The 26,853-nt window shown below is 48.9% G+C and carries 24 protein-coding genes and 1 riboswitch; of the genes, 7 read left to right on the top strand and 17 right to left on the bottom strand.

The window, feature by feature from the left end; translation table 11 throughout:
• The 5 genes from WH46_RS06270 to WH46_RS06290 all read right to left on the bottom strand — a co-directional run bounded on the left by WH46_RS06270 (nucleotide 1) and on the right by WH46_RS06290 (nucleotide 4,690).
• Nucleotides 1–291, bottom strand: a complete 291-nt coding sequence (locus WH46_RS06270) for a YerC/YecD family TrpR-related protein (protein WP_017814542.1) — start codon at nucleotides 289–291, stop codon at nucleotides 1–3.
• 136 nt (nucleotides 292–427) lie between these two features.
• The gene (gene corA / locus WH46_RS06275) at nucleotides 428–1,390 is read right to left on the bottom strand and encodes a magnesium/cobalt transporter CorA (protein WP_026136325.1); all 963 of its coding nucleotides are present in this window, start codon (nucleotides 1,388–1,390) and stop codon (nucleotides 428–430) included.
• 104 nt (nucleotides 1,391–1,494) lie between these two features.
• Nucleotides 1,495–2,496 (bottom strand): inorganic phosphate transporter, encoded by a 1,002-nt coding sequence (locus WH46_RS06280; protein ID WP_046226135.1) that lies wholly within the window; start codon nucleotides 2,494–2,496, stop codon nucleotides 1,495–1,497.
• 214 nt (nucleotides 2,497–2,710) lie between these two features.
• Nucleotides 2,711–3,325 (bottom strand): DUF47 domain-containing protein, encoded by a 615-nt coding sequence (locus WH46_RS06285; RefSeq protein ID WP_017814545.1) that lies wholly within the window; start codon nucleotides 3,323–3,325, stop codon nucleotides 2,711–2,713.
• A gap of 195 nt (nucleotides 3,326–3,520) precedes the next feature.
• Nucleotides 3,521–4,690: a DUF3048 domain-containing protein gene (locus tag WH46_RS06290; RefSeq protein ID WP_046226136.1), complete on the bottom strand. Its 1,170-nt coding sequence runs from the start codon at nucleotides 4,688–4,690 to the stop codon at nucleotides 3,521–3,523.
• A gap of 687 nt (nucleotides 4,691–5,377) precedes the next feature.
• Here WH46_RS06290 and WH46_RS06295 point away from each other — a divergent pair.
• Nucleotides 5,378–5,908, top strand: a complete 531-nt coding sequence (locus tag WH46_RS06295) for a DoxX family protein (protein WP_046226196.1) — start codon at nucleotides 5,378–5,380, stop codon at nucleotides 5,906–5,908.
• Nucleotides 5,909–6,034: 126 nt separating this feature from the next.
• Here WH46_RS06295 and WH46_RS06300 read toward each other — a convergent pair whose 3' ends face one another.
• The 7 genes from WH46_RS06300 to WH46_RS06330 form a co-directional block, all read right to left on the bottom strand.
• Complete coding sequence (locus WH46_RS06300) at nucleotides 6,035–6,835, bottom strand: hypothetical protein (RefSeq protein WP_046226137.1); 801 nt, start codon at nucleotides 6,833–6,835, stop codon at nucleotides 6,035–6,037.
• A 34-nt stretch (nucleotides 6,836–6,869) separates the two neighbouring features.
• On the bottom strand, nucleotides 6,870–7,286 hold the full coding sequence (locus tag WH46_RS06305) for a hypothetical protein (protein WP_046226138.1): 417 nt from the start codon (nucleotides 7,284–7,286) through the stop codon (nucleotides 6,870–6,872).
• Between the two features lie 313 nt (nucleotides 7,287–7,599).
• Nucleotides 7,600–8,880, bottom strand: a complete 1,281-nt coding sequence (locus WH46_RS06310; RefSeq protein WP_046226139.1) for a helix-turn-helix domain-containing protein — start codon at nucleotides 8,878–8,880, stop codon at nucleotides 7,600–7,602.
• Nucleotides 8,881–9,123: 243 nt separating this feature from the next.
• Nucleotides 9,124–9,885 (bottom strand): thiamine phosphate synthase, encoded by a 762-nt coding sequence (thiE, locus tag WH46_RS06315; protein ID WP_082208328.1) that lies wholly within the window; start codon nucleotides 9,883–9,885, stop codon nucleotides 9,124–9,126.
• Nucleotides 9,882–10,691: a bifunctional hydroxymethylpyrimidine kinase/phosphomethylpyrimidine kinase gene (gene thiD / locus WH46_RS06320; protein WP_046226140.1), complete on the bottom strand. Its 810-nt coding sequence runs from the start codon at nucleotides 10,689–10,691 to the stop codon at nucleotides 9,882–9,884. Before thiD ends, thiE begins: the two co-directional genes overlap by 4 nt.
• Nucleotides 10,692–10,772: 81 nt before the next feature.
• Nucleotides 10,773–11,570: a hydroxyethylthiazole kinase gene (gene thiM, locus WH46_RS06325; protein WP_046226141.1), complete on the bottom strand. Its 798-nt coding sequence runs from the start codon at nucleotides 11,568–11,570 to the stop codon at nucleotides 10,773–10,775.
• Between the two features lie 125 nt (nucleotides 11,571–11,695).
• Nucleotides 11,696–11,797: riboswitch (TPP riboswitch) on the bottom strand.
• 165 nt (nucleotides 11,798–11,962) lie between these two features.
• Nucleotides 11,963–12,799: an alpha/beta hydrolase gene (locus tag WH46_RS06330; RefSeq protein WP_046226142.1), complete on the bottom strand. Its 837-nt coding sequence runs from the start codon at nucleotides 12,797–12,799 to the stop codon at nucleotides 11,963–11,965.
• Nucleotides 12,800–13,055: 256 nt separating this feature from the next.
• On the opposite strand from WH46_RS06330, the gene WH46_RS06335 reads away from it, so the two are divergent.
• From WH46_RS06335 to ppk1, 5 genes are all read left to right on the top strand, one after another.
• Nucleotides 13,056–13,724, top strand: a complete 669-nt coding sequence (locus tag WH46_RS06335; RefSeq protein WP_046226143.1) for a DUF1129 family protein — start codon at nucleotides 13,056–13,058, stop codon at nucleotides 13,722–13,724.
• A 457-nt stretch (nucleotides 13,725–14,181) separates the two neighbouring features.
• Nucleotides 14,182–15,189: a nuclear transport factor 2 family protein gene (locus WH46_RS23300; RefSeq protein ID WP_052714139.1), complete on the top strand. Its 1,008-nt coding sequence runs from the start codon at nucleotides 14,182–14,184 to the stop codon at nucleotides 15,187–15,189.
• Nucleotides 15,190–15,381: 192 nt separating this feature from the next.
• Nucleotides 15,382–16,359, top strand: coding sequence for a polysaccharide deacetylase family protein (locus WH46_RS06345; RefSeq protein WP_046226144.1), 978 nt, complete (start codon nucleotides 15,382–15,384; stop codon nucleotides 16,357–16,359).
• Nucleotides 16,360–16,563: 204 nt separating this feature from the next.
• The gene (locus WH46_RS06350) at nucleotides 16,564–16,782 is read left to right on the top strand and encodes a hypothetical protein (RefSeq protein ID WP_017814558.1); all 219 of its coding nucleotides are present in this window, start codon (nucleotides 16,564–16,566) and stop codon (nucleotides 16,780–16,782) included.
• A gap of 151 nt (nucleotides 16,783–16,933) precedes the next feature.
• Entirely contained in the window at nucleotides 16,934–19,078 is a 2,145-nt protein-coding gene (gene ppk1 / locus WH46_RS06355) for a polyphosphate kinase 1 (protein WP_046226145.1), read from the top strand.
• Here ppk1 and WH46_RS06360 read toward each other — a convergent pair.
• A complete protein-coding gene (locus WH46_RS06360) occupies nucleotides 19,011–20,567 on the bottom strand; it encodes a Ppx/GppA family phosphatase (protein ID WP_052714140.1) in 1,557 nt (518 codons plus the stop codon). The genes ppk1 and WH46_RS06360 overlap by 68 nt on opposite strands.
• A 243-nt stretch (nucleotides 20,568–20,810) precedes the next feature.
• Between WH46_RS06360 and WH46_RS06365 the strand changes: the two genes are divergently transcribed.
• Nucleotides 20,811–21,533, top strand: a complete 723-nt coding sequence (locus WH46_RS06365) for an HAD family hydrolase (protein ID WP_046226146.1) — start codon at nucleotides 20,811–20,813, stop codon at nucleotides 21,531–21,533.
• A gap of 109 nt (nucleotides 21,534–21,642) precedes the next feature.
• Here the strand turns inward: WH46_RS06365 and WH46_RS06370 are convergent, their stop codons facing one another.
• From WH46_RS06370 to WH46_RS06385, 4 genes are all read right to left on the bottom strand, one after another.
• Nucleotides 21,643–22,389: an SDR family NAD(P)-dependent oxidoreductase gene (locus WH46_RS06370; RefSeq protein ID WP_046226147.1), complete on the bottom strand. Its 747-nt coding sequence runs from the start codon at nucleotides 22,387–22,389 to the stop codon at nucleotides 21,643–21,645.
• 137 nt (nucleotides 22,390–22,526) lie between these two features.
• Nucleotides 22,527–23,234, bottom strand: a complete 708-nt coding sequence (locus WH46_RS06375) for a Crp/Fnr family transcriptional regulator (RefSeq protein ID WP_046226148.1) — start codon at nucleotides 23,232–23,234, stop codon at nucleotides 22,527–22,529.
• Nucleotides 23,235–23,408: 174 nt separating this feature from the next.
• Nucleotides 23,409–25,484 carry a Na+/H+ antiporter gene (locus WH46_RS06380; RefSeq protein WP_046226149.1) on the bottom strand — a complete coding sequence of 692 codons (2,076 nt, stop codon included), beginning with the start codon at nucleotides 25,482–25,484 and terminating at the stop codon, nucleotides 23,409–23,411.
• 75 nt (nucleotides 25,485–25,559) lie between these two features.
• Nucleotides 25,560–26,846, bottom strand: coding sequence for a serpin family protein (locus tag WH46_RS06385; RefSeq protein ID WP_046226150.1), 1,287 nt, complete (start codon nucleotides 26,844–26,846; stop codon nucleotides 25,560–25,562).
• Nucleotides 26,847–26,853 lie beyond the last annotated feature (7 nt).

The raw sequence follows: 26,853 nt of genomic DNA on the forward strand, positions 1-26,853 counted from the left end.
TTATCTCCCCAGACGCTCCAGCGTCATTTTGTATCCGTCATTACCATAGTTCAGGCAGCGTTTGACACGGGAAATGGTCGCTGTACTCGCGCCAGTCTCCGCTTCGATCTGATTATACGTTGCGCCTTTGCCCAGCATACGAGCTACTTCCAGACGCTGGGACAGCGATTGAATCTCGTTCACTGTGCACAAGTCATCAAAAAACACATAACATTCTTCCAGGTTTTTGAGCGTCAGGATCGCTTCGAATAATTGATCGACACTTTTATCATCAAGTTTTTTAAGTTGCACGATTAGATCATCCCCTACTACGGTTAATGTAATTTCATTGTATAGATTACCATTTGTTTTTTCAAGCGTTAACGATGTACAGTATCACAGAATCAGCACGTCTTCTTCATAAAATCTTCCAAAATTACCGTACAGCTTATTTAAACCATCCCCGGCGCTGGAATAGCAGCATCATGCACCCGCCCAGCAGGAACATTAGCAGCAGCACGCCAAAGTAACCATATTTCCAATGCAGTTCCGGCATAAATTCAAAGTTCATCCCATAAATACCTGCGATCAGTGTCAACGGCATAAAGATGGTCGTAATGACCGTTAGTGTCTTCATGATCGTGTTCATCCGGTTGGAGTTGAGCGAGATATAGCTGTCACGCAGATCCGATGTCATCTCGCGGTCCGCTTCGATCATATCGGATAATTTAAGCAGATGATCATAGATATCGCCAAAGTAGGAATGGTGCTCATCGACCTTCTGCATATGCTGGGAGTTCACAACCCGGTACATCAGATCGCGCATCGGTACCACAGTGCGGCGTAGCTTGAGCAGACGTGAACGCAGAGCAAATACCTGTGCCAGCAGTTCATCGACCGCTTCATCAGGTCCCAGACTCTCCAGTTCGTTCAGTTCATCTTCGATATCGAATACACACGGGAAATACTCGTCGACAATTTTGTCGATAATAATATACGCTGCTGCTACCGGTCCACGCATCCATTTGGGACGCTTGCCGGTACGATAGCTCAGTACCCTTTCCCAGGCAGAATCGACTTCCGGCTGCTTCTGATGATGGAAGGAGACGAGCAGATGCTCACCAATGAACAGATCCACCTCTTCCACATTCAGCGTATCCCTTTTCACCGCATGCAATACCATAAATTCCACACCGGTATAATAATCCATCTTGGGCCGCTGCAGCAGATGCATACAGTCTTCCACAGCCAGCGGATGAAAGTCAAAAAAGGTGGTCAACAGCTCTGATTCCTCTTCGGTAGGACGATCCATATCGACCCAGCACCACAAATAATCGCCGGATTTCACTTTCTCCAGCGGTACATCTTCCACAATCATATGTTCATGCGTAACGCCCATTATACGTATCACGGTTCGACCTCTTTTCTCGGAAATCAGATAAGGCTAGAATCGCATAAAAAACCGCCGTTCGCAAGAAACGGCGGAATCGTTCAAACGGATATACGAGTAGAAGCTTAGAACAGATCGAACATGACTTTGTAAATAATTCCGGACAGTGTTGCCGCAATAGGAATGGTCACTACCCAGGCAATAACGATCCGGCCTGCCAGTCCCCATTTCACTTCACGGAAGCGTTTGGCGGCGCCTACACCGAGAATTGCGGAAGTTACCGCATGGGTTGTACTTACCGGCAGGTGAGTCAGTGTAGCTGTAAAGATAACCGTCGCGGATGTCGCATCAGCGGCAAATCCGTTGATCGGCTCGATTTTGAAAATCTTGGTACCCATCGTTTTGATAATTTTCCATCCACCAACAGAAGTACCGAGTGCCATCGCAGTCGCGGCAGAGATTTTGACCCAGAGCGGAACTTCCAGATGATCCTGGACATTTGCCGCTACGAGAGCAAAAGTGATAATCCCCATTGCTTTCTGCGCATCATTCGTACCATGGGAAAAGGATTGCAGGGCTGCCGTCAGAATCTGCATCGTCCGGAAGCCTTTGTTCACCGAGTGCGGGCTGCGCTTGGCGAAGATCCATTTCAGAATATGCATAACGATAAAACCAATCACAAAAGCGATAAGCGGAGACAACAGCAGACCTTCGACGATCTTGATAAATCCGCTCCAATTGACAGAACTTGAACCTGCTCCGACAAAGACAGCTCCTGCCAATGCACCAATCAGTGCATGGGAGGATGAGGATGGAATCCCGAACCACCAGGTCGCGAGGTTCCAGATAATCGCTGCGATCAGCGTCGCTATAACGATTGGTATCCCATTTTCCAGCGTCGCCGGATCGGCTACACTGCCGCCAATTGTCTTGGCAACACCGGTGAATGTAATCGCACCGAGGAAGTTCATGATCGCAGCCATCAAAATGGCAGTACGCGGCGGCAGTGCCCGGGTGGACACCGATGTGGCAATTGCATTAGCCGTATCATGGAAGCCGTTAATAAAATCAAACGCCAGTGCCAGGAATACGACAATACATAGCACGAATATTGAGGTTTCTACCATAGTTGTTCATCACACAGGATTTCTCCCCACTCCTATTGGCAGAGAAGCTGTATGATACTACCTCCTTAATTATCTTAAGATTTTGCAATCGCGGCAAAATCCGAATCTTCTGTTAGCATCAATAATCTGTTCCTAAAAGTAGCTCAGTTTCTGCCAGGTGACAAAAGAAAAACGAACCAGCTCGTCTATATGTCGGTTCGGTTTCTTTCCGGTATCAGGAATTGCTCATAACGATCGATTCCAGCATATTGGCTACGTCTTCGCAAGAATCTGTCGTATTCTCCAGACGTTCGTAGATTTCTTTGCGTTTGATCAATTCGATAGGGTCTGTAATAGTAGCAAACAGTTCCGTGATGCATTTGCGCATGATATCATCGCCCTGGTTCTCCAGATCATTCAGGCGGATCGAGTGCTCACGGATCGGCAGCAGTTTTTTCTGGGAAAGCAGTTGGATCGCTTTTTGAATCTCATAGGCACACTCGCGCAGGATTTCTGCAAAGGCATTGATATACTGGTCCGGCTTGTTCAGATGATACATCTCGAAGCGGGAAGCACAGGCTTCAAGACCGTCCATTACATCATCCATTTTGGTCGTGAGTTCCATGATATCGTCGCGCTCCAGCGGCGTGATGAACGTCTTATTCAACTCGGTGATGATCGTATGGGTATACGTATCGCACTGATTCTCATAATCCTTCATCGTTTTGGTAAACTGTGGAATGTCTTGAAGGCTTGCGACCTGCTCTGCGAAGTAATCCGCAGCCTGTACCAGGCTATCTGCCATATTCTCCAGCGTCTCAAAAAAGATATCCTTCTTTTTAATACGCATTCCTATAACCCCTTTTCGAAATTTTGCCGAAAAATGTCGTAAAATCGCATTTTAAGCACAATTCTGGCTTTGATAACAACCTTTGTTATCTTATCAATCCGTGTGCGGTTTTGTAAAGAATAGCTTAACAAATAATCTACAATTCTCATACAAACTTCAGCTGTTCTTTATATCATTACACCGAAAGTCTTAATTTTATCCATTATTCTCCATTTTTTTACCGTCAATTGTAAGGTGACTGTCAAATGAAGGGCTATTCGGCACAATATTGTAGTAAGTGACGCCGGGAACGAGCGGGGTCTCCTGACCGTCGCTTCGGAACCGAATTACATCCCCTTTCGTGCGGCTCCATTCACCGCGAATCATCCGCCCCTGCTGGAACATTAGCGCTTTGCCGCCGGCATCCAGATTAAGACTGAGACGTCCCACATCATCCAGCACTTTGTAATCCGCACCCATTACGATTACATTGGCAGCGGTCAGTGGCTGCTTGGTGTTCAGATCGATATGCGGCTTGTTATTCATGCTTCGGGTATACAGGCCGCTGGCTGAATCATACGTGTAGCCGACCGTATAGCTATCGAGCAGATACTTGAGCTGTATGGAATTCACCTGCTCTGCATCGGAGGCAGACGCTGGAGAATTATCTGCGGCAGTAGAATTAGCCGCTTCACCGGTTGTATGTTCTGTACTCACTGCATCTTTGGATGAGTTATCCTCGGCTGGCAGGAACGGATAGACCGGCAGGGTTACCTGCTCCGTGTATCCTTTACCCGCTGCTGCTTTGCGCAGCTTTTGCTCATTGGTATACAGATTATGAGGTGCCTTGCGGCTGGAATCACGCCAGAATGGAGCGCTGGCGTTAGTGATTTCGTCGAGATGTTCCTTGTTTCCATTTTGCAAAATCGCGTAGGCATCCGTACTGCCGCCGGCATGGACGAGCAGCCCATTAACCGTCTCCCCGAGAGTAATCAGATATGGACGGATGCTGCGTACCGGACCGATCGTAGCGTCACCGTGGTAACTCTGATAAATGGCGACCAGACGGGTAATCCCTCCCTCGGCCAGCACTTCATAGATCATATCCGCTTCGGCAAGACCGGACTGCGGCCTTGCTGCTGGTGCGTTGTTAATCATAACTGCTACAGGACGCGCCGGATCAGGCTTTTTGACCGCAAGACCGGTGAGCGGCGCAGTATAAGCCGGTGCCTGTACTGCCGGTTCCGGTGCAGGCTCTGCTTGTTCCGGAGCGGGTACGGCAGTGGGCGGCGGAGCAGCAACTTCCTCCGACTGACAGGCAGTCAGGCTGATGCCGAGCACAACAGGCATCAATCCTTTGAAAAATGGCAACCTGGTAATTTTCATCATATCCTCCTCTGAATAAAGGACGCAGCAGAGAAAGCAGCCAGCGTGACAACAGCGCATCGGCTGCAGACAAGAGCATTTCTCTCATCATCCCAAACCGCAACGTCAGGCATGAGCAGAAACCCAATGAACACAGCTGCTATATCAAATCATATACCACGCAGGTGAATTCCCTGTGAACCAGATCATAGAGAGCAATACATAAATACTGCAGTCGGCTGGATCGATGGATCTGCTGTTCTGTTATGTCCTTGTAATAGGCGTTTCTACGGATTATGTACGTTTGTATTCATCTCCTGACGGATTACCGAATACAAGCAAGCAGTTTCAGACAATATATCCATTATATACATAGCTGTAGCAATGGGAGAACCGAAAAGATCAGATTTGGCAAATTTCTGTCTCATTTGGAAAGCATATCGCACAGACAAATAAGCGGTCTGGTATTGCACAGACGAGATACCTATCCCAACCATAAAGTAACAAATCATATGAATATGCTATTTTTTACAAACTCTAAAGTTTAAGCTCCTTAATCATAAAATATTAAAAATTAAGCTAGATTGTGATTTTCGTTACATATTAAAATTTAGGAATGTTTTAAGATAAAACCATGAAAGAGACAATCATCACATAACATCACAGCATTAACAAAATAGCTTGATACTATACTTAAGGGGTGCATCAATTATGAACAGATGGCTTAGAGAAAGCAAAGTGGCAATGTGGTTGTTAACTATCGTACGTGTGTATATCGGCTTCAAATGGATCGAAGGTGGCTGGGGCAAATTGACCGGTGGATTCGATGCTACCGGATTCCTGACCGGCGCTATCGCTAACACTGGCGGCGAGCATCCAAGCGTACAAGCTGGCTGGGGCGCTTTCCTGCAGCACTTTGCACTGCCGAATGTAGAATTGTTCAACATCCTCGTACCGATCGGTGAATTCCTTGTCGGTCTGGGACTCATTCTCGGTACCTTCACTACTGTCGCTGCCCTGATGGGTATGGTCATGAACTTTGCCTTCCTCTTCTCGGGTACTGTGAGCACCAACCCGTACCTGCTACTGGCCGAGATCTTCATCGTTGTCGCTGGTGCCAATGCCGGTAAAGTCGGTTTGGATCGCTGGGTACTGCCTTATCTGAAAGCTACTCTGTTCAAAAGAAACAATCATCAGCGCGGCGGCAGCCCGACGGCTCCCACACATAAAGCAGCTTGATCATATGCCAAAAATATAGCAAAACAGCCATCTCTAAGCGGATAATCCGTACGAGTTGGCTGTTTTTTTGTAGTTGGTCTATTTCGTGTATTTCGAATAACAAAACGGATAAATCGAACAAAATGCTTATTTATTTTGCCCGAATACACGGCGCAGTTCCTCTTCCCCTGTCGGCAACGCAAGGGCTACCTCGGACGGATGAGCACGGGAATACATCACCCGGATCACATGCCCCTGCTGTACCAGAGGAAGCTGACTCTCAAAGATTTCCTTCTGTGTATTTATCGTAACCGTATCACCCTGATTGGTTGTAATGGATAATGTCAGTTGCAGCCGGACTTTGCCGTGTCCAGCATTTCCAAGAGGCACTATATCTGTCACCTTGGCATAAGCCTGCTCACCATGCTGGGCAATCTCCATAATATCCGGCGATACTCCCTGCTGCATCATTCGCTCATGCAGCAGATTCTGTACATCAGCCTGGGAGACCTGGCCTTGTAGATCGACGCCGACTTTGGCAGGGTCTTTGGGTGAAACCAGCAGCGGAATAATGCTGCCCGGCTGGAACTGGGCAAGTGCCGTCTGCGGAATAACCGCTCGTGTACGTGCCGGGTAAGGCGAATGACCCTGACGGGTAACTACAACATCAATCTCCAATTGCGGCTGCTCGTTGATATAGGTACCAGTCTGTTGTACCCGCTCAATCAATCCTACAGCGGATTCCCCGGATTTTACGGTACGCAGGCTAAAAACAGTACCCAGAATAGAGGGAATAAATACAAGAGCAAAGCCAACATATATCAGTGGACGATACCAGCTGGAATTTATAATGCTGAATGCACCGTCTCCCTGAAAATTGGCATACAGCGGTAGAATCGCAACAGCCATAAGACAGAGTGAACCTATTGTTACAAGAATTTTTCTCATTTTATTTTGCTCCTTATCGATGATTGAGTCTCAACTATCCGTGCAGCGGTCCCATATAGATCCAGTCGGATGGTCGGGATGGATGTGTACCGAGTCCAATTCGATCACCCGGACGGGGAATTTGCATTTTGGGCACCAGTGTCTCCATCGTTTTCTGATAGCGGGCACCGCTATTTTCCAGGATATCCAGCGTCATGACGACAATAGGGTCAAAGTTGACCAGTTTGCCGGTATCCCGAATCGTAAGTACTGTCCCCATGGCAGTCACCGGAATATGTCCCTGCGCGGCTGTCTGTGCATCACGGGCAGATTGCAATCCTGCATTCATCCGGTCACGATGTTCTTTGGGGATGATGCTTTTGACAAACAATCCGCTGATTCCTTTGTTTAGTGTCTCTTCTGCCTGATCGAGTGCATCCTGCTGCTTCTTATTTCGTCTAAAAAATCCCATCTTGATCACGCTCCTGCGCCTGTATTGTTGTTCCTGCTTTTATTATAAAAAGGTTGCAATCGTGCCACAATACATTCCGGCACATACAAAAAAGCAGGCTGTTAGCCTGCTTTAAATACGATAATCGTTTGAATTTTTGCGGAAACAAGACACTTACGACAAATAAAATCAGGTATGCCAGCGAGGAATCTGCTACTCATCTACTTTTTATTGCAGCAAATCGGCTTTTTTATGAATATTTTCACCTTTTAGATATGCATTTCATGCCCATATACGTATTCTGGCAGATGTTATATCCCTCTATTACTGCCTTTTAGGCATGTCGTAGCAGATAGACCAGTTTGCGGTAATACCAAGCTGCATCCTTGTATCTGCGCTGCTCTTCCGACACGACAGCCAGCCCTTCATACAGAATGTTCAATCGTTCCTGATGACGAATCTGCTCAAAATAAGGCAGACAGGCTGTCGCTTCTTCTATAAAAAGATCCGCCTGTCCATGAGCCAGTGCCTGCTGGCTGCTATAAAATCGTGCTGCCATCTGCTGGTCCTCTGTCAGCGTCAGAGCGCGCAGCTGCTCCAATCGCTGCACCAGCGCTGCCCAGTCCTGCCTTGCCAGTTCTATCTCGCACCGGTACACCAGCAGCACCGGAGTCATCTGCTGCTGTACTTCGACCGTCTGTGTATCGACCATACTGCCGAATCGATCTACTTCCTGCTCTGCCTGCACCAGTTCGCCAGCCATGGTAAGCATCAGGATACGATTATTCATAATCGCGCTCCATGTATCGCTCTGATGCTGCGCATACACCAGATGCGCTTCGGCCATCGACAGGGCGAGCAGCGCTTCATGAGGCTGCTGCATGGAATGACAATATCCGCTATATAGTACATACAGTCCGGACAGACGGTGGAATAGCCGCTGTTCATAAATATACGAAGTGATCTTTTCAAAAGCCTGCTTGGCATGTTCAAATTGCCGGGTATGTACACAAGCTTCCATGCGAATCTGCTGTGCAGTCAGCCAGGTCTCTCCCTGCTCGGGCAACAGCTTTAGCCACTGCTCTACCTGCGTTAACACATCATGATATTTTTGCCGGGAGCGGGCAGACTGGATTTTGTAGAACAGCATGGCCTTGGTTAGCGGCAAGGGCAGCATGGCTTCATCCGGACGTCCAAACCGTTCCAGATAAAAGTTCAGATAAGACTGATGCAAATAAGCATAGGCATCCTGATCATTCAGCTGCTGATAATAAGTCGCTTTCATGAGAGCGGTAGTCAGCTCCACCGTCAGCGTATCATGCCGATCCGGCAGATCATTCACCTGCTGCTCCTCAAGCGCTGATGCCTGCACCGATAACTGCTCTACAATCTGCTCCGCCTGCTGTAATACATCATCATCCTGATCGTCAGTATGCAGCAAATAACCCGGCGATACGCCCAGCCGCTCGGCCATCGGTTCTGCCAGATCATCCGGCAGCGGATACCTGCCTGCCAGAATATTGGAGAAATGCGCCTGCGTCACCAGTCCGTCGGTCAATTCCTTGCGTGACATGTCTTTTTTGTGACAGAGATAATCAATCCGTTCTTTTAACAAATGACTCTTCCTTTCGGCAGCGGATCATACGAGCCGCTTTGCTGATTGCTTATATACCAGATTGTAAAGGAAATGCCGGATCGATCTCAAATCGCCATGAACCAATAGTATGTCTCTGCTGCATAACAGATGATCCCACACAAAAAGAACATCACATATGATAAAAAGCCTGCATCCGGTTTACCCTGTGCAGGCACAACCGAATGCAGACGCTATGAATAATCCTTTACTCCAATTCTGCTATCAATACATATCACTGGCCGAAAATAAAGCAGCAAGCTCGGCGGCTGCCTGTCTGCTGTCTATGGCCCCCGCGATAGCTGAAATAACAGCGATCCCATCTGCTCCGGCCTTCAGTACAGGTGATGCATTATGAACATGAATCCCCCCGATGCCAACGAGAGGTATGGTTATCCCCGCTGCACGGATCTGTTCAATAATCGCAGTTCCCCTTACTGGCTCGGCATCGGCTTTGGAACGGGTTGGATAGACAGGTCCGATACCCAGATAATCTGCTCCATCTGCAATCGCCTGCTGTGCTTCGGCCAGGGAATGGGCAGACACGCCCACAATCTTGTCCGGCCCCAGCTGCTGCCGGATCAGTACAGCAGGCGCATCATCCTGACCAATATGCACGCCATCCGCATCCAGCAGCAGTGCCAGCTCCAGATCGTCATTGACTATAAAAGGAACGCCGTGCGCTCTGCATATCCTTTGCAGCCTCCGGGCCAGTTCCAGGGAATCGCTGCCAGTCAGTGCCCCGTTCCCTTTTTCACGATATTGAAAAAGAGTCGTTCCTCCCGCAATTGCTTCTGTGAGCACCTGTTCCGGTGGACGGGTACAGTTGATGCTGCCCATCACCAGATATACCGGCAGCCTTCCGCGAATCCAGCTGCTGCGTGCTTCGGTGCCATGCGCAGGGATACGATTCTGCTCCTCTGATTGTACGGTATATTCTGCCGACTGCCCGGCATTCGGTTCGGTATGTTCTCCGGAAGGCATCATAATACAGCTCCTTTGCGCCGATAGGCAAAATGATTGGTCGGCCCATGTACCGAGCCGATCCCCAGTCCGTCTGCTATTGCAGCCTGGACAAATGCTTTGGCGGTGCGTACTGCAGACAGCATATCACTGCCGCGTGCCAGCTCGGCGGTAATTGCTGCCGAATAGGTGCATCCCGTCCCGTGTGTATGCGGCGTGTCGATACGGGGACTCTCTGTATAATGGAACTGCTCTCCATCGTACAGCACATCCACGGCCTGATTGGTGGACAGATCATGTCCTCCTTTGACGACTGCATAGCGTGCGCCCATCTGGACCAGCTGTCTGGCAGCCTGTTCGCGTTCAGCCAGTGTATGGATAGTCATACCGGTCAACAATTCAGCTTCCGGCACATTTGGCGTAATAATCGCTGCCAACGGCAGCAGCTCATCGATCAGTGCTCGTACAGCCTGCTGCTGAAGCAGTACCGATCCTCCTTTGGCTACCATGACCGGGTCGATTACGAGCTGTCGCCAGCCATGCCGGCGTACAGCCTGTGCTACTTCGCAGATAATATCTGCACTGAACAGCATGCCCGTCTTGACTGCATCCGGTGCAAGATCCTCTCCGATCGAATCCAGCTGCTGGATTACGCCTTCCATCTCGACAGGATATACGCCCTGTACGCCCGCCGTATTCTGCGCGGTTACCGCTGTGACCACGGACATGCCGTACACACCCAGCTCCTGAAATGTTTTTAGATCCGCCTGTATGCCTGCACCGCCCCCACTGTCCGAACCTGCAATCGTTAATGCCTGATGAATATTCATCGCTGCTCTCTCCTTTGGATAGGGATATATAGATCGAAATATGGAATGCACGGTATGACTGTTTATGCATGGGATCGCTTCTTACAAACGTTCGATTTGTGCCAGCTTCTGCAGCTCTTCCGGGGTTAGCAGGGAAAGCTGGTTGATCAGTTCCACCTGGAAGCTGCCTGTTCCCTGTCCCGCAGTAAGTTTAGCCGCAATCTCTGCTGCTGCTCCGTAAAAGGCCAATGCTTCGGCTGCGGCAGGTAACCAGTATTCTCTGCCTCCACTCACTGCCGCAAAGGCTGCTACCACCGAGCTGAGCAGGCAGCCTGCACCGGTGACGCGTGTCAGCAGTTCATGCCCATTACTTATGATCAAGGTCGTCTGTCCATCGGTCACGATATCTTGCTGGCCGGTTACCACGACCAGCGTTCCCAATTGCCGGGCAGATTGCTGCGCCAGCTTCACCCGATCCCCTTCGCCTGCTCCAGCATCCACGCCCCGAATATTCCACTCTGCTCCGGCAACATGAGCCAGCTCTGCAATATTGCTGCGTAAAATATCGACCTGCATCTGTTCGGTCACCTGCCGGGCAGCCTTTGTACGATAGGCAGTCGCTCCGGCCCCTACCGGATCAAATACAACAGGTACTCCCGCCCGGTTAGCCGATTGCCCAGCCAGCATAATCGACTGCAGTGTGTACTCATCCAGCGTACCCATATTCAGCATGACAGCTCCCGCCATCGCTGCTACATCAGCTACCTCTTCATGGGCATACGCCATAAACGGTGATGCACCCAGTGCCAGCAGACCATTTGCCGTAAAATTGGTCACCACCACATTGGTAATATTGTGCACAAGCGGGTTCTGCTGACGTACCTTCTCCAAAAACGACATTTTCTTTTTCCTCCTTTAGTTTTGAACTGCAAAATGCATATACAAAAAAGACCCATTCACCTCCAGCAGGAGATCAATGGGTCGTGTCATTCATTCAGGCGTATAGTGCCCCATGGGGCATGAGTGAATATCCGCGTCCACTTCCCTCCGCTGGTATAACCCAGATCAGGTTCCAAGGGTCCGGATGATGATCCGTCTCAGCCTCTGCGGCTCCCCTAGTGAATTCCAAACAATATGATGAGCAACAGAGAATCATCTGTCGGCGATAACGCTACAGCTGTATCCACTGTCCTCTTATAGTTACGATCTTATAAGGATATCCCTTGACTGTCAAATCCATGAAGCAGCCGTCCGCAGCATGATCACACGGATCTATTCAGGAGTCCAATCATTCAGATCATCCAGTGCTGCCACTGCGTCTGTGCGGCTTCGCGTCCGGCCAGCCATTCCCGGGTATAACGAAGCAGCTCGCGGCGATGCGGCCCTGACGAATACGTATGATTCGCCTGGAAAATAATCTGCTTGTCACAGCGACCTTCCTGCCGGCTCCAGAATTCCTGCTGATACAAAAAAGCATAATCCACCGGAATCACATCATCGCCGGTGCCATGGATCACCAGCACATCCCCGCTAAACTGCCGCGCTTCGATAAATGGCTGGTAATTCCCCAGTGACTCAAAGTACACCGGCTTAAAGCAGTAACCCAGATAATCCGCTTCTCCTTCGATAACAGCCTGATCATACGTCTCACGACCTACAATTTTAACAATATCATTAAAAGGATGCCCGACTGCCGACCAGAGAACCAGATGCTTGACACGGTGATCGCGCACCGCCGTCAGGATCGCGACCGCGCCGCCGAGACTGTGCCCGATCAGTGTCACCCGCGTTGGATCGATATCGCTGCAGTTCATCACATAATCCAGTACACTGCGTGTCTGAGCCACCATGGAATCCAGTCCCTGTTGACCATACAGACCACTGCTCTCCCCACAGCCCGCATAATCAAAACGAACGACCATATACCCTTCAGCTGCGAGTTCACGCGCACTGTTAACAAACAGACGATCTACGCCAATCCGGCTGCCAACAAATCCATGGCAGATGACGATCAGTGGTGTGCGATCTTTGCCTTTTCCCTGTCCATCGGCATCGCGATCCTGCGATGGATAGTGAATACTGGCTGTTAGCTCCAGTTCCTGATGACGAATAATGATATTCCTTTCCATACTGATTCCCCCCTACGATAGCTGTGTATATAATCAGCAAACTCCTATTTTTATAAGGTGAATATCTCAATTTAAATAATTCCGATAAGTTTAATAAGGATTAAATTAACAATATATTAGCATCCCGGTAATTCAATTGTCAATGGAGCAAAAGTGTGGCAGAATAATAGATTCCAGACCGATCTCCGGTACTATACGAAGCCGGTATAAATAGGAATATATTCAGGTACAATTTATTACGATTGGAGGAACGATTATGAGTACTGTACGTCATTTGGTAAAGGACATTAATTCGATTCGTGATCAGCTTAAACAGGATAACCTGAGCTACTATGATGATGTAATTGTACATGTGCGGGATGCACGCATCCGCCGCGAATCCGGTGAAGAGCTGCTGCTGGAAATGGGACAGCATCTGCTAGAAGCCCAGCAAAGAGGCAAAACGGCACATCAGCTGTTCGGCAAAGAATCGGACAGCTATGCAAACCAGCTTATCGAGAACCTGCCGGAGGCCCGGCAGATGAGCAAACCTATGTATTATCTGATGATTGTCTGGGTCGCGCTTACATGGGTGTTCCTGCTACAGGCACTGATGGGGTTTTTCAAAATCAATATCAGCGGCTCCGGCGTTGTAGGCGAGATCAGTCTCTCCACCTTGATCCTTGTTGCTGCAGGTGCGGTTGTGCTGGTTGAACTGGTACGCCGCGTTGCCGATCAGCCTGCAGAGAAGAGCGATCTGGACCGTCCGCGGATGCAGATCAATGGCCGCTCGGTCGTCTCCTATCTGGTCATTATGATAGCAATTATTGTCGTCGGAACCTATCTGCGCAATGTGATGCCTGTACTGGTTATCTCGCCGTGGGTCAGCCTGATTCTCTGTATAATCGGAATTCTGGGACAGAAGTTTATCTTTATGCGCCGCTAGGAATGCTCCGGATATGCATTCGATTCTATCGGGATCATTCCTTCCACTCCTAACAATATGCATTCATTTCAAAAACGGCTTTTATTGGGTTATACAATAAAAGCCGTTTTTTTGTTGGAATATATACGGAACCTCGATATAGAAAATAAAGAATATCTTTCACTGAAACGATCAGTTAAACCGTGAATCATAGTAACAGCATGAATACATACCGGATATTCTGCAACTTCGTAATTACGCTTTACGTCTTTTATAATAGAACCAGTCCTTTTCAACCGGTTCGAAAATAGCCTCTGTTCGTTATTAATGGCAGTCATGAACTCTCGATAGCTTCTATCTTTTGGTGAACGACGCGTTCGCTGGCTAATCATTTGGTTAATATAAGCAAAGCAGCCTGCTGCCTATCAAGACAACACCATGAACCGAATCCCTAACGAATAACCAAAGGAGTTTTATTATGAAAAAAACCAGTGTATTACTCTCAAGTCTTATGTTATTAGGTGTACTATCCGCCTGTTCGGGCAATAATACGTCCAATGCCCCGGCTCCATCAACAACCCCAAGTACCGAAAATTCTGGTGGTACGACTCCGGGTACAGCCGAGCCTGCCCAACCGGACAGCTCTGCGAATGCATCTGCCGAAGAAACCAAAATCACCAATAACAAAAAGCTGGTGACTGGATTGTATAATGATGTCCTGAACAGCCACAAGCTGGATCAGGCAGAACAATATCTGGCCGAAGGTTATGTAGAACATACTCCCGCTGCAGCTAACGGCCGCGAAGGATTCGCAGCATACTACGCAGCATTATTCCAGAAAAATGCCGACTACAAAGTAAATGTACGCGGCATGCTCGGCCAGGGAGATCTGGTTGCTGTCTTTAGCGAGCCTGCTGCTCCGGCGGGCAGCTCTGCTGATACAGCTACCCAGGCTTCATCTGCTCCCATGGTCGATATGTACCGGATCGCGGATAACAAAATCGCCGAGCATTGGAGTGTGAAGGCAGCCAATCTGACTGGCTCCGAGAAACCGGCTGATCTTCTGCCTACTCCTTCCACTGAGGCAGTGGTAGCTGATACTCCACGTGCTACAGTGGCTGCGAATGCCAATTTCGTCAAAAACTTCTATGATGCATTCTTCAATAGCCATAATGCCGATGCTGCCAACGAAGCAGTCAGTGAAAATGTCATTCAGCATGGTTCCGGTATTGCAAATGGTCGTGACGCACTCACCAGTCATTATCTGATCGAATTCCGCGCTCACGCTGATAGTACTGCCATAGTAACCAATGTGATTGCAGAAGGCGATCTGGTGCTGGTGTACAGCCAGATGCAAAACAGTGCCGATGATCGTGGTAATGCAGTCGTGCATATTTTCTGTGTTGAGAATGGCCAGATTGCCGAGATGTGGACACTGAGCCAACCCGTCCCTGAAAATCCCGCCAATGATAACACCATGTTCTAAATCATGATCCACCCTACAGCATGATTAATGCTTGAACCAGTACGTCTTCACGTTTTGTGAAGGCGTGCTTTTTCGTTATATAGGACATTCTACATGATTCGACAGTAGCATAAAATTTCACGGCTTCTTGTCCGATGTTATATATGGGAAGTTTATTCTCCCCACTCAGTCGACAGAAAAGGAGCCTACGAAATGCGAATCCGACGTATCCGTAATTTATTCATCATTCTACTCTATATTACTATCGCCTTCGTCGTGACCTTCTATGTGCTGAGCCTGAAGTATCCACATGCTTCCGCTTTCTCCTATGAGACATGCAAGGCCACATATGATATGACCGATGATCTGTTTGAGACACTGAACGGCGAAGTTCCCGAAGGAGCGACCAATGTGGCTGCCGCTTCGGAAATTACCCACAGCGCCCCTCCCGGCAAAGCCAGCCATATCCCGGTGCTGATGTATCACTATGTGGTACCGGAGAAATATAATGTTGAACCGAATAATGCGCGGATCAATCTCGAAGCCTTTGAAGAAGGTATCAAATATCTGCACGATGAAGGTTATCATACCGCTACACTCAAGGAACTGGAACGCTATGTAAATGGCGAGATTCAGTTGCCCGAGAAGACGGTCGTACTTACCTTTGATGATGGTTACCAGAACAATGTCGTGTATGCCTATCCGGTACTCAAAAAGTACGGATTCCATGCTTCGATCTTTATCGTGGGCACCAAGCTCAAGGATCACAAACAGAAATTCGTACCTACAGCCAAAACAACGATTTCCCGCAAGGAAATGAAAGCAACACGCGATGTATTCGAATACCACAGTCACACGTACAATCTGCATTACAAGCGTCTGGTACAATGTGCAGAGTACTATGCTGCCGGCAAGGACAGTACACGCTTCACCCATGATATTGATATTATGAAAGCCAAAACCGGTATCAATACGCCTTATTTTGCTTATCCTTATGGAGAATACGATCCCAAAATGGTCTATGACCTGAAAATGAACGGATATCGCATGGCCTTTACGGTACGTCCCGGTTATGTGCATCCCGGTGACGATCCGATGTATCTGCCACGAATGAACGTGACTTCGACAACTACAGTCAAACATCTGCTCAACTTACCGGATGTTCCCGAACCGCCAGTCAAATCCAAATGATGCGTAAACTCTGTCTCAATATTATCCAAATATCACCCGATCCTGCCTGTCCCCTTTTACAAGGAGAAGAGCGGAATCGGGTCTTTTTGCATTTTGTGGCCATTTTACTCAAAATGAAAAGATAAGGGTAATAAAGAAAGAATACGCCTGTGCATCCGCTGGATGCCTGACGACCATTTTCCATGTGCAAAGGAGGCTGACAATATGACTCTTGGTGAATGCCTGAACCAGCTGCATAATGATCTGCTACTGATCGATCTGAGCCGTCCTGGCTATCCAACCCGAACCGTAGCCGAGCTCAAGAAGACAATGCCGCTCGAAGAAGAGGGCTATGAAGTGCGCATTCGCAGCTTTAATTTTGGCCGCACGCAGAAAAGATCCATCGGCAGAATCGACGGCCCTAATTTATGGAATGAAACTTAATACCTCTTTTTACACAGCGTTAACAAAAGAAGGCTATACTGGCTACATATGATGTATTTTTGCAGATTTCGACAATATTCCTACACGTTCTGCACTATACTGGTAGTACCAGTACGTTAGAGCAGGAAGTAAATGATTAACCGGAGGCATTATGGAAAACAAACATGGACATCAGCAATCCCAGTCGTCTTATATTAACCGTGACTTAAGCTGGATCGAATTCAACACCCGTGTGCTTGAAGAGGCCCAGGATACAGAGACTCCCCTGTTGGAGAGAATCAAGTTTCTCGGTATTGTATCCCGTAATCTGGACGAGTTCATGAGTGTCAGAGCAGCAGGTATCCGTAACCAGATCAAGGCCGGATACATCAAAAAAGACTTTACCGGCTATACGCCCGCAGGTCTGTACAAGCGCTTGACCAAAAAAGTTGAAAAGATGGTCTCCCAGCAGTACCGTACCTACCGCGAACTGATCCGCCAAATGGGCAAACAGGGTATCACTGTTAACCGTTATACGGATCTTAGCGCTTCCCAGCAAAAAGCTGCGGATACTTACTATCACGATGTGATTTACCCCGTGCTTACTCCGATGGCGGTCGACCAGAGTCGTCCGTTCCCGCTCGTGCACGGACTGAATGTATATGTATCGGTCGTGCTCGAACGCAAAGGGGATAAGCAGGAAAATGCCGAAGACGGCGACAGCTACTATTTTGCCATCGTACAGATTCCTTCGAATCTGCCACGCATGGTAGCACTGCCGCATCGTCAAAACAGCAAAAAGCAGCAGTACGTTATTATCGAGGATCTGATTTGCCATCATGTGCATACTCTGTTCGGCGGCTACGAACCGGTGGCAGTAAATGCTTTCCGGTTGACGCGTAATGCCGATCTGGATATTAACGAAGAAGAGGCAGAAGATCTGATGGAAGAGATTGAGAATCAGCTGCGCAAACGCAGACGCGGCGCACCGGTTCGTCTGGAGATCCAGAAGGATATTCATCCCTATGCCATGCAGATGCTGATGGAGGAATTCGATATTAGCGAAGCGGTATTCGAGATCGATGGGCCGCTGGATCTGGGCTTCCTGCTCTCCTTTTCCGATTCGATTCAGGGACACGATTCCCTTCGTTATCCGCCGGAGATTCCGCGGTACTCTCCCGAGTTCCCGGAAGGCAGTGAAACCGATTATTTCAGCGTGCTCAAAGAGCGCGATGTGCTGCTGTATCATCCCTATGAATCGTTTGATGCGATCAGTGACTTTATTGAACAGTCTGCCGAAGATCCGGATGTAATGGCGATCAAGATGACACTCTACCGGGTCAGCGGCAAATCTTCCCTGATCCACTCGCTCGCCAAAGCTGCCGAATCCGGCAAGCAGGTAACGGTCGTCGTGGAGCTGAAAGCACGCTTTGATGAAGAACGCAATATCGTATGGGCGCGCATGCTGGAAAAAGCGGGCTGCCATGTCGTCTATGGTCTGGTCGGTCTCAAAACCCATGCCAAGGTCATTCTCGTCGTACGCCGCGAAGGCAGTATGTTGCGCCGATATATCCATATCGGTACCGGCAACTACAATGCCTCGACAGCCAAAAGTTATACCGATGTCGGTCTGCTAACCGTGAACCAGCAGATCGGAGAAGATGCTTCCGAGGTATTCAACCATATTACCGGCTACACGGAAAGCCATGACTGGCAGGCTGTCGCTGTCGCTCCCGATACCATGATGAACAAATTTATCGAGCTGATCCAGCGTGAAGCCGATCATGCCCGTAACGGCAGAAAAGCACGGATCATTGCCAAAATGAACTCTCTGTCCAACCAGCGCATGATTGACGAGCTGTATGCGGCTTCTCAGGCGGGTGTCGAGATTGATCTGATTATTCGTGGTGTATGCTGCCTGCGTCCGGGTATACCGGGCCTGAGTGAACGCATCCGGGTACGCAGCATTGTCGACCGTTACCTGGAGCACTCCCGGGTCTATGCTTTTGAGAATGGCGGCCAGCAGGAAGTATGGCTGTCCAGTGCAGACTGGATGACACGTAACCTGACCCGCCGGGTAGAGCTGATGTGTCCGCTGTTCGACAAAAACACAAAAGCCGCCATGCTGAATATTCTGAACCTTATCCTTGAGGATAACGTCAAAGCCAGAATACTTCTGCCCAGCGGCAATTATGAATTATTCAAAAATGGCAAACCACCGCTTCGCAGTCAATTTGTAGCATGGGATGTTAGTTCGTGGAAACCGTATGTACCACTAACCGGACCCGCACATCCCACTCCTTCTCCAAGTCTTTGACTGCTTCGGTAATATCGTTTAATTCCATAGAGGCTTCGGTGCGACAGTGTATAGTCAGCTCGAAGTCTCTTCCTTTGCGTACAGCGGTCATCCGATCGACCGGCTGTGTCTCGCTCGTATCCATAGCTGCCGCGAGCTGCAGCAGCGCTCCAAGGCGGCGGATGCGCTCCTCATCCTTCGGATGCAGGATATCTGCATATTCGACCGAGATGCGTCTTTTTTTGATTTTGCCTTTGCTGCCGAAGATGGCGATAAAAGCAACCAGTACCGTTTCCCGGTGATCCAGGCCGGCTACTGCGCGCGTCGTAAGCAGATAACGGGTGTGCTCTTCATATTCGTGATAGCCCACATTCATCCCAACCTGATGCATCAGAGCGGCTGTACGCAGCAGCTTGCGGTTCCAGGCATCGCTCTGTCCTTCGCCCAGTGCTTCATAGAGACGGACAGACAGCGCGTCTACCTGCCGCAGATGACGCTGCCGGGGCAATGGCTCCTGGAAAAGCGCCGCATGAATCTCGTATTCCAGTACATTGTCGAGTACCGCATGCTCTTTGCCGCGATCCCATTCAAAAAATAATCCGTCCCGCAAACCGGTACCGCTGATAATATAATGATCGCACTGCATATGGCGGAACATGGTATGCAGAATAATCGTACCCGGTACAATAATATCACTCCGCGTCTTGCTGAGACCGGCGATACGCTTGCGCTGTTCATTGGTCAGGGATGGGAGTTGCTGGTAATAATAGTCGGTATCTTCCGGCTGGAGAGTATACTGGTGAATCTGCTCCATGGAATATTTGCGCTTGCGCTGATGCATTTTGCCGACTGCACGGATCGTACCGCCAAGACCCACAAGCGGCAATCCCGGATGGCTGCTGATCCATGGATGTTCACGTGCTGCCTGCAGTACCATTGACTCCAGTTCGGAGACAGATTTGTCATCCCATTTGCCGTTAACATGATTGCCAAAGCGCACATTCATATTAACTGCTCCAAACGGGAAAGATACTGTAGATACCCGTTTGCGATCCTGGAACAGGGTAATCTCTGTACTACCGCCACCGATATCGATAATATAGCCATCCTGGATATCAATCCGGTTCACGACGCCGATAAATCCGTAATGCCCCTCCATCTCCCCAGGCAGCAGTTCGATCGACAGACCGGTCCGCTCATTCAGATAGGAGATTACTTCTTTGCCGTTCACCGCATTACGGATCGCTGCTGTAGCTACCGCTCGGATCTCACTTACCTCATAGACCCGGCTTACCTCTACAAACTGGCGCAGCACCGGTACGATCACACTCACTGCTTCCAGTGGCATCTCTCCCTCCGGTGTCACAATTGCACTGAGACGTGCCGATTCACGGCATTCCTTGAGTACTCTGTATCCGCCCGCCTTGCTGGTCTCATAGATAACCAGACGGATGGAGTTGGAACCTATATCCATGATGCCTACACGGCTGCGCTCCATTGTATTGTCCATAATATCCTCCTGTCGTTAACGGATTCAGCCAGGGAAACCGCCGTTTTGTCCATTTGATCCGATAACCTGCAGATCGGCCCGGGTTTACAAATCAGGGACGATCCTACATAATCACGCTTACAGTCTATCTTATTTTAATACAGTGTACAATAAAGCAGCGATCACATTACTTCTCGACCCGCGCTGTGGTTCCGCAAGATTACGTACCATTATACATTGTCAAATGATACGGAGGTACCTTTAATGAATTTACTACTGGATGTAGATGATACACTGTATGATCAATTAACACCCTTTACCGAGGCTTATCAATCAGTATTCGGTCCCCTGCACTATGAACACAAAGTAGAAGATGTATTCGCCCGAAACCGATGGTACAGTGATGAAGTATTCGAGCAGGTCAGAAGCGGACAGATGCTGGAAGCCGATATGCATGTATACCGGATCACACGGGCGATGGAAGATATGGGCGTTCACATATCGGTCGAGCAGGCCCGCGCTTTTCAGAACAGCTATGCGGATCAGCAGCAGCGGATTATTATCCATCCACAGATGCAGGAGCTGCTGGATTTTGCGGTTCAGGCAGGGATACGGCTGGGTATTATCACCAACGGACCGGCAGAGCACCAGGCGAGCAAAGTTCGTCAGCTGCGCATGAACCGCTGGGTAGATGAGCAGAATGTATTCATTTCCGGCAAATTGGGAGTAGCCAAGCCGGATATCCGTATTTTCCGTCATGTGGAAGAGAGCATGCAGATTACACCGGAGCAGTCCTGTTATATCGGGGATTCCTATGCCAATGATATTATCGGTGCCAAAGGTGCCGGCTGGAAAGCGATCTGGATCAACCGTCGTAATCAGTCTTTGCCTGATAATGCGCAGTATGTACCGGATAAAGTGGTGGAAGCAGACCTCACTCCACTCGATGCATTCAAATCTATATGGGCTGCATCCGGACATGTCTGAAAATGAATAAGCACATACCAAATGTGATTATGGAACAAGTATTCAACGAGATCGATTTAGACAAAAAAAGAACCCTTAATGGGTTCTTTTTTATTTGAGTCCTATACTTTTATACTTGGGCTACACCGCCATCAACAAATAATTCAATGCCGTTCACATAGCTGCTCTCTTCTGAAGCCAGGAACATCACTGCGCTGGCAATCTCCTCCGTTTTGCCAAGGCGACCAAGTGGAACGGTCGTCTCTGCTGATTTCAGAACTTGATCCAGCGCCTCGCCAAACAGCTCATCGTAAGCCGGTGTATGAATCATCCCTGGACTCACTACATTGAGTCGTATGTCTGTGTCTTTTAAGTCGATGATCCAGTTCCTCGCCATCTGACGAAGAGCAGCCTTGGTCCCTCCATAGACACTAAAACCCGGGTCCCCGATCGTACCTGCTGTTGATCCCGTCAAGATAATACTTCCGATCTTGTTGGGAAACAGCGGCAATGCCTTCTGGACAGTGAACAAAGTACCTTTTACATTCACGTCAAAGGTCTTGCTATACTGCTCTTCCGTAATCTGACCCAGCGGCAGGATGCTGCCGATTCCGGCATTGGCGAATAAAATATCCAGATGCCCTTTCTGCTGCTTTACCATATCAAACAATCTGTCCAAGTCCTGCAAATTGGAGACATCACCTTGAACGCCGGTAACCTGGTCACCGATCAGGTTTACAGCTGCATCCAGTTCGCTTTGTCTACGTCCGGTGATAAATACATAGGCTCCTTCTGCAACAAATCGCTGTGCTGTTGCAAGTCCAATACCACTCGTACCTCCAGTAATCACTGCTACTTTCCCTTCAAACTTCTTCATATATATGCCTCCATAGGTTTCATATTTTGTTATGATCTGTTACTGCACTTATCATAGCGTCATATGAATAATTCGACAGTAATGTAGATTACGAAGGGCATATATAGTCCGAAGGAAATTAACTACGAACCGTAAAATCAGGCCAGTTCCTGCAGTGTTTTTTCGGTATGGATCATGACTCTTCTCCGGCTGGTCACAAGAACTCCTTCATTAGATAATTCTTTTAGGGTCAGTGACACAGCTTCTCTGGTCGCTCCGATCATATTTGCCAACTCTTGATGAGTCAGCGGGATATCGATTTTTCGGTATTCATTTTCTTCGACACCAAACTTGATCGATAATCGATTAAGAAAGTAAAGTACTTTGCCGCGCAGATCCCTGAAAACCAACTTCTCCACTAACTCATCTTGCTCCCGCAGCCGTCTGCTTACTTCCTGTAAAAACCGCAGCGATAATTCAGAATGTCTGGCCAACAGCGGTTCGAATTGTTCCGGCGGAATCGAAAAAACGATCGAGTCTTCCATCGTCTCTATATACGTTCCTCGGGTACCCAGTGAGAAAGTCTCTACTTCGCCAAACATGCCACCTTCACTTAAAATACATACCGTATGCTGTTTGCCGGCTGAATTGGTTTTGTAAAAGCGAAGTGTACCGGAAATGATGAAGAACAAGCCTTTTTTCTCATTATCAGGAGCTTGCAGGATAGAATTTCCGGGCAATATATACGTATTGGCTCTGGTGACCAACTGTTCGAGTTCATGGATGATATTTGCCGGGAGCGCTTCAAATATTTTGATTTGCGGCAAAAAGGAAGTGATGGTTTCTATCTCCTTAACTTGTACCATTTCCGTCCTCCTTTTCTGTTTGCGAGCGGCAATTGTTGCATTCTCCGCGATGAGGGTTCCTCACATAAACTGCTTATAGCAGGGTATTATTTTCATCATAAGTCACTGTAATTTTCTCTTCTGTAATCCAGATTACAAAACTTGGCGCTCTGCAAAAAAATCGAGTCCATGTGGTCAGCTCTCCATCAGAATCCATTTCTCCAGATCCTGGACAAAACTGCGCATCTTGCGGGCATGCTGGCGGTCAATTTCGCCGCTCTCGTACAATTCCTGAACCGTATCACGCTGATTCTGGACAGCTGTGGTAATCAGGTTCAGCTTGCCCTCGTTCAGCGTCACATCCGGTACCATTTTCTCCGTATAATAACGGATGGATTCCATGACTTTGCGGTATTTGGCGATAACTTTCTGCGCGGCTTCTTCATTGTGATCATCGATCTTGCTGCGGATCGACTCAATTGCTGCCGGGCAGGTCTGCATTTTGAGCTGTTTCAGCATATGGATTTTGTCCAGCATCTGCTGTGAATGGGTCTCACCGGAAGTCGTCTGTTCGGACAGTGGCGGCGGAGCCGGAACATGGATCGGCAGCATGCCTTTCCATTTGTCTACACATTCGGCAATACCCGTATCGACCCGGTTACTCAGTACCGTCTGGATGCGATCCAGCCGATATTCGAACTCCATGGCCAGCTCGGGTGTAATCTCGCCGCTGTCCCGCATCCGGCGGGCGACCTTGCGTTCTGCCTGAATACCTGCCAGATACAGCTCAATCTCCTGCGGATTCAGATCAGGATCATTCATAATTTGCTGCTTCAGCATATTTTTGCGGAACATATACTGTGTAATATCCGTGATCAGTCCCTGAGCCACTTCTCGGTTGGTCTCCGTTGTACTGGACTCTACCGACTGGATGGCTGCCTGCAGCACTTTCATCCGGATATGATCATCCATATCACGCATGGTAGGCGGCTGAGTGGAAGCAACGTCTGTGCCCGATTCGGCGGGCTGCGGTTTGGAAGATAATATCGGCAGCAGTACACTCGCCAGAATCAGACTGAACAGGATCACCCCTGCTGCGATGAACAGGATCAGTTCGCGCTGCGGAAAGGCTGAACCGTCGTTTAGTACATACGGAATCGAGAAGGCAGCAGCCAGCGTAAGCGCCCCTCGTACCCCCGATAAGGAAGTAAGCAGGATACCGCGCAGATCGGGCTTGTCGTCTTCCATCTGCCGGCTCATCATATAGCGCACACTCCAGTACAGATAGATCCATACAAATCGCAGCACATACAGCAGCAGGGTGATCAGTGCGACATACCCCAGTACAATCCCATTGTTAAAGGCCGGGTCCGAGAAAATACTACCCATCACTTCGGGAATCTGGCTGCCCAGCATCATGAACACCAGTCCATTCAGCACGTAGACGATCACCGACCAGGTGCTGGTAGAGACGATTTGCATTTTCAGCTGGACCGATTCGGCGCGATCCTTTTCCATGGCATAGATAATTCCGCCTGCGACGACTGCCAGGATGCCGGACACACCAATCTCTTCGGCTACCAGATAGATTACAAATGGCGTCAGCATCTGCCAGAGCACATGTACAGTAATATCTTCCATGCCCCATTTACGGACCAGCACCTGACAACGGATCAGGACAAAGGACATCAGCGTCCCTATAGCCAATCCGCCCAGCGCCACCAGTACAAAGTTAAATGAAGCCTGCCACAGCGAGAAAGTGCCTGTGACCATCGCAGCCACAGCAAACTTGAACGCAACCAGACCAGAGGCGTCATTCAGCAGAGACTCCCCTTCCAGCAGCCGATGTATGGAACCAGGCAGATGGATTCGTTTGGCGAGCGATCCTACAGCGACCGCATCGGTTGGCGACAGAATCGCTGCCAAGGCAAAAGCAGCAGGCAGCGGTATGCTCGGGATCAGATAATTAATCGCATACCCGGCCACTACAACCGTTATAAAAACAAGCCCAAACGCCAGCAGTACAATAGGTCCACGCAGATTCCACAGTTCATTGCGCGGAGTCTGCCGGGCATCGTTATATAACAGCGGCGCAATAAACAGAACGAGGAACAGCTCCGGGTCCAGATCAATCTTGATTCCGACCAGTGCCACCATAATTCCCAGCGCAATCTGAAATAAAGGTACAGGAACAAAGGGGATCAGGCGGTTCAATACATTGGAGATTCCGATCATCAACAGCATAGCAAGTACAGCAATAAAGTATTCCATAGCCATCCCCTTTCCATAAATAGACGAGAGATGCCCTGTTACAGGTCACCTGCTGTTATTTTACCATGAACCTGATCATATCGGATGATGAAGCTCGCCCATAAATACAATCAATCCGGTTGTCCGGTCAGTTACTGCCACAAAAAAGGGACGATCCATAATCATACGAAAGGGCTGGGATGGCATAGCTCCGGCAGCTATTTCCGCAGATGTAGCTGCTGCTGCTTCGGTCCCCTTCTCATCAATAATCAGATGAGTGTTCTGCTGTACTTTGCTCAGATACAGCGGTACACTCTGGCTGATACCATCCAGCTCTGCCCGCTGTGGATCGAATACCTGGCGTATGCCCATAGAACGCAAAATATCCCTGAACTGCAGCTCCTCATTCAGCTCCAGACGAGGCAATCCTATCTCGCCTGCAGTAGAGCTCATCGCACTCGTCCAGTGCGCGAATTCAGGCAGATCATGCTGACGGAACTGTTGAAGATCATAATCCCGATCAGGCAGTACCACGACCATTCCCCATTTTCCGGTAGCACCATAGGGTATCCGTACTGCCTGAAAATGCGGCTGCCGGGTATACTCATATTCTCCCTGCCGATGCATCATCTCCACACTGGATATTTCCCCTTTGCCGGATACAAAGGACTGCTTGTGAGTCTGCTGCTGCTCAAAAGGTTCCGTCCATCCTCCCTTGAAATAAACCGCATTAAGCAGCACCAGCATCGTATTCCCTTCCAGCGGATTCTGTATCATTTGATGGATGCCGCCGTGTGTAGCTTCGCTCACCCAGCTGTTTATATCCTTTACCGCTTGAGAAGAAGTGAAGTCTGTAGCGTGCAGATCGGCTCCATAGCTGTGCTGCAGCCTTTGAACAAAAGTATCTTCCGGCGCCCATCCGCTACGGCTCCATAACGAACCTGCCAGTTCGATCTGCACATCATCGTCCTGGTGCTCCAGCAGCTCTTGTATTACTTGCTGCCCCTGATTAAGCTGCTGCAGGGTTATGCCTTTGGTATAAAGTGCTTTTTGCAATTCAGTGGCTGTCTGTCTGGAAGCTCCGTTATACAGCATGGACAGATTCATATACAGACCCACCGGCGAAATAAACAGATTATCCGGGTCAGCCATCTGTGCCGGGCTATCTGGATCGTTTTGATACGATTCGTTATAGACAGTCAGGGCAAAACGATTCATCGCCTCGGTCAGTTCAGGCTGCATATCACTCTGATTATAGGCCTGGGTCTGCACATGTTCCTGCCGTAAAGTAACAAGTTCTTTTGGTTGAGAGCAGGACCCGAGCAAGGGAATAACTGCCACGGTAACCAGCAACAATAAGCCCATTAGATTGGTGAATTTCATAAGCGAT

Origin of the sequence: Paenibacillus dauci, assembly GCF_000971985.1 — a bacterium.
In the GTDB taxonomy this organism is placed as follows: Bacteria; Bacillota; Bacilli; order Paenibacillales; family Paenibacillaceae; genus Saccharibacillus; species Saccharibacillus dauci.

Excerpts from the sequence above, each read along its gene's own strand:
- WH46_RS06350 (WP_017814558.1), top strand. The coding sequence starts at position 16,564 with ATGACTCTTGGTGAATGCCTGAACCAGCTGCATAATGATCTGCTACTG.
- WH46_RS06385 (WP_046226150.1), bottom strand. The coding sequence starts at position 26,846 with ATGAAATTCACCAATCTAATGGGCTTATTGTTGCTGGTTACCGTGGCA.
- WH46_RS06380 (WP_046226149.1), bottom strand. The coding sequence starts at position 25,484 with ATGGAATACTTTATTGCTGTACTTGCTATGCTGTTGATGATCGGAATC.
- WH46_RS23300 (WP_052714139.1), top strand. The coding sequence starts at position 14,182 with ATGAAAAAAACCAGTGTATTACTCTCAAGTCTTATGTTATTAGGTGTA.
- WH46_RS06370 (WP_046226147.1), bottom strand. The coding sequence starts at position 22,389 with ATGAAGAAGTTTGAAGGGAAAGTAGCAGTGATTACTGGAGGTACGAGT.
- WH46_RS06285 (WP_017814545.1), bottom strand. The coding sequence starts at position 3,325 with ATGCGTATTAAAAAGAAGGATATCTTTTTTGAGACGCTGGAGAATATG.
- WH46_RS06330 (WP_046226142.1), bottom strand. The coding sequence starts at position 12,799 with ATGGAAAGGAATATCATTATTCGTCATCAGGAACTGGAGCTAACAGCC.
- ppk1 (WP_046226145.1), top strand. The coding sequence starts at position 16,934 with ATGGAAAACAAACATGGACATCAGCAATCCCAGTCGTCTTATATTAAC.
- WH46_RS06290 (WP_046226136.1), bottom strand. The coding sequence starts at position 4,690 with ATGAAAATTACCAGGTTGCCATTTTTCAAAGGATTGATGCCTGTTGTG.
- WH46_RS06375 (WP_046226148.1), bottom strand. The coding sequence starts at position 23,234 with ATGGTACAAGTTAAGGAGATAGAAACCATCACTTCCTTTTTGCCGCAA.
- thiE (WP_082208328.1), bottom strand. The coding sequence starts at position 9,885 with ATGATGCCTTCCGGAGAACATACCGAACCGAATGCCGGGCAGTCGGCA.
- WH46_RS06305 (WP_046226138.1), bottom strand. The coding sequence starts at position 7,286 with ATGGGATTTTTTAGACGAAATAAGAAGCAGCAGGATGCACTCGATCAG.
- thiD (WP_046226140.1), bottom strand. The coding sequence starts at position 10,691 with ATGAATATTCATCAGGCATTAACGATTGCAGGTTCGGACAGTGGGGGC.
- WH46_RS06300 (WP_046226137.1), bottom strand. The coding sequence starts at position 6,835 with ATGAGAAAAATTCTTGTAACAATAGGTTCACTCTGTCTTATGGCTGTT.
- WH46_RS06280 (WP_046226135.1), bottom strand. The coding sequence starts at position 2,496 with ATGGTAGAAACCTCAATATTCGTGCTATGTATTGTCGTATTCCTGGCA.
- WH46_RS06345 (WP_046226144.1), top strand. The coding sequence starts at position 15,382 with ATGCGAATCCGACGTATCCGTAATTTATTCATCATTCTACTCTATATT.
- thiM (WP_046226141.1), bottom strand. The coding sequence starts at position 11,570 with ATGTCGTTTTTGGAGAAGGTACGTCAGCAGAACCCGCTTGTGCACAAT.
- WH46_RS06335 (WP_046226143.1), top strand. The coding sequence starts at position 13,056 with ATGAGTACTGTACGTCATTTGGTAAAGGACATTAATTCGATTCGTGAT.
- WH46_RS06360 (WP_052714140.1), bottom strand. The coding sequence starts at position 20,567 with ATGGACAATACAATGGAGCGCAGCCGTGTAGGCATCATGGATATAGGT.
- WH46_RS06365 (WP_046226146.1), top strand. The coding sequence starts at position 20,811 with ATGAATTTACTACTGGATGTAGATGATACACTGTATGATCAATTAACA.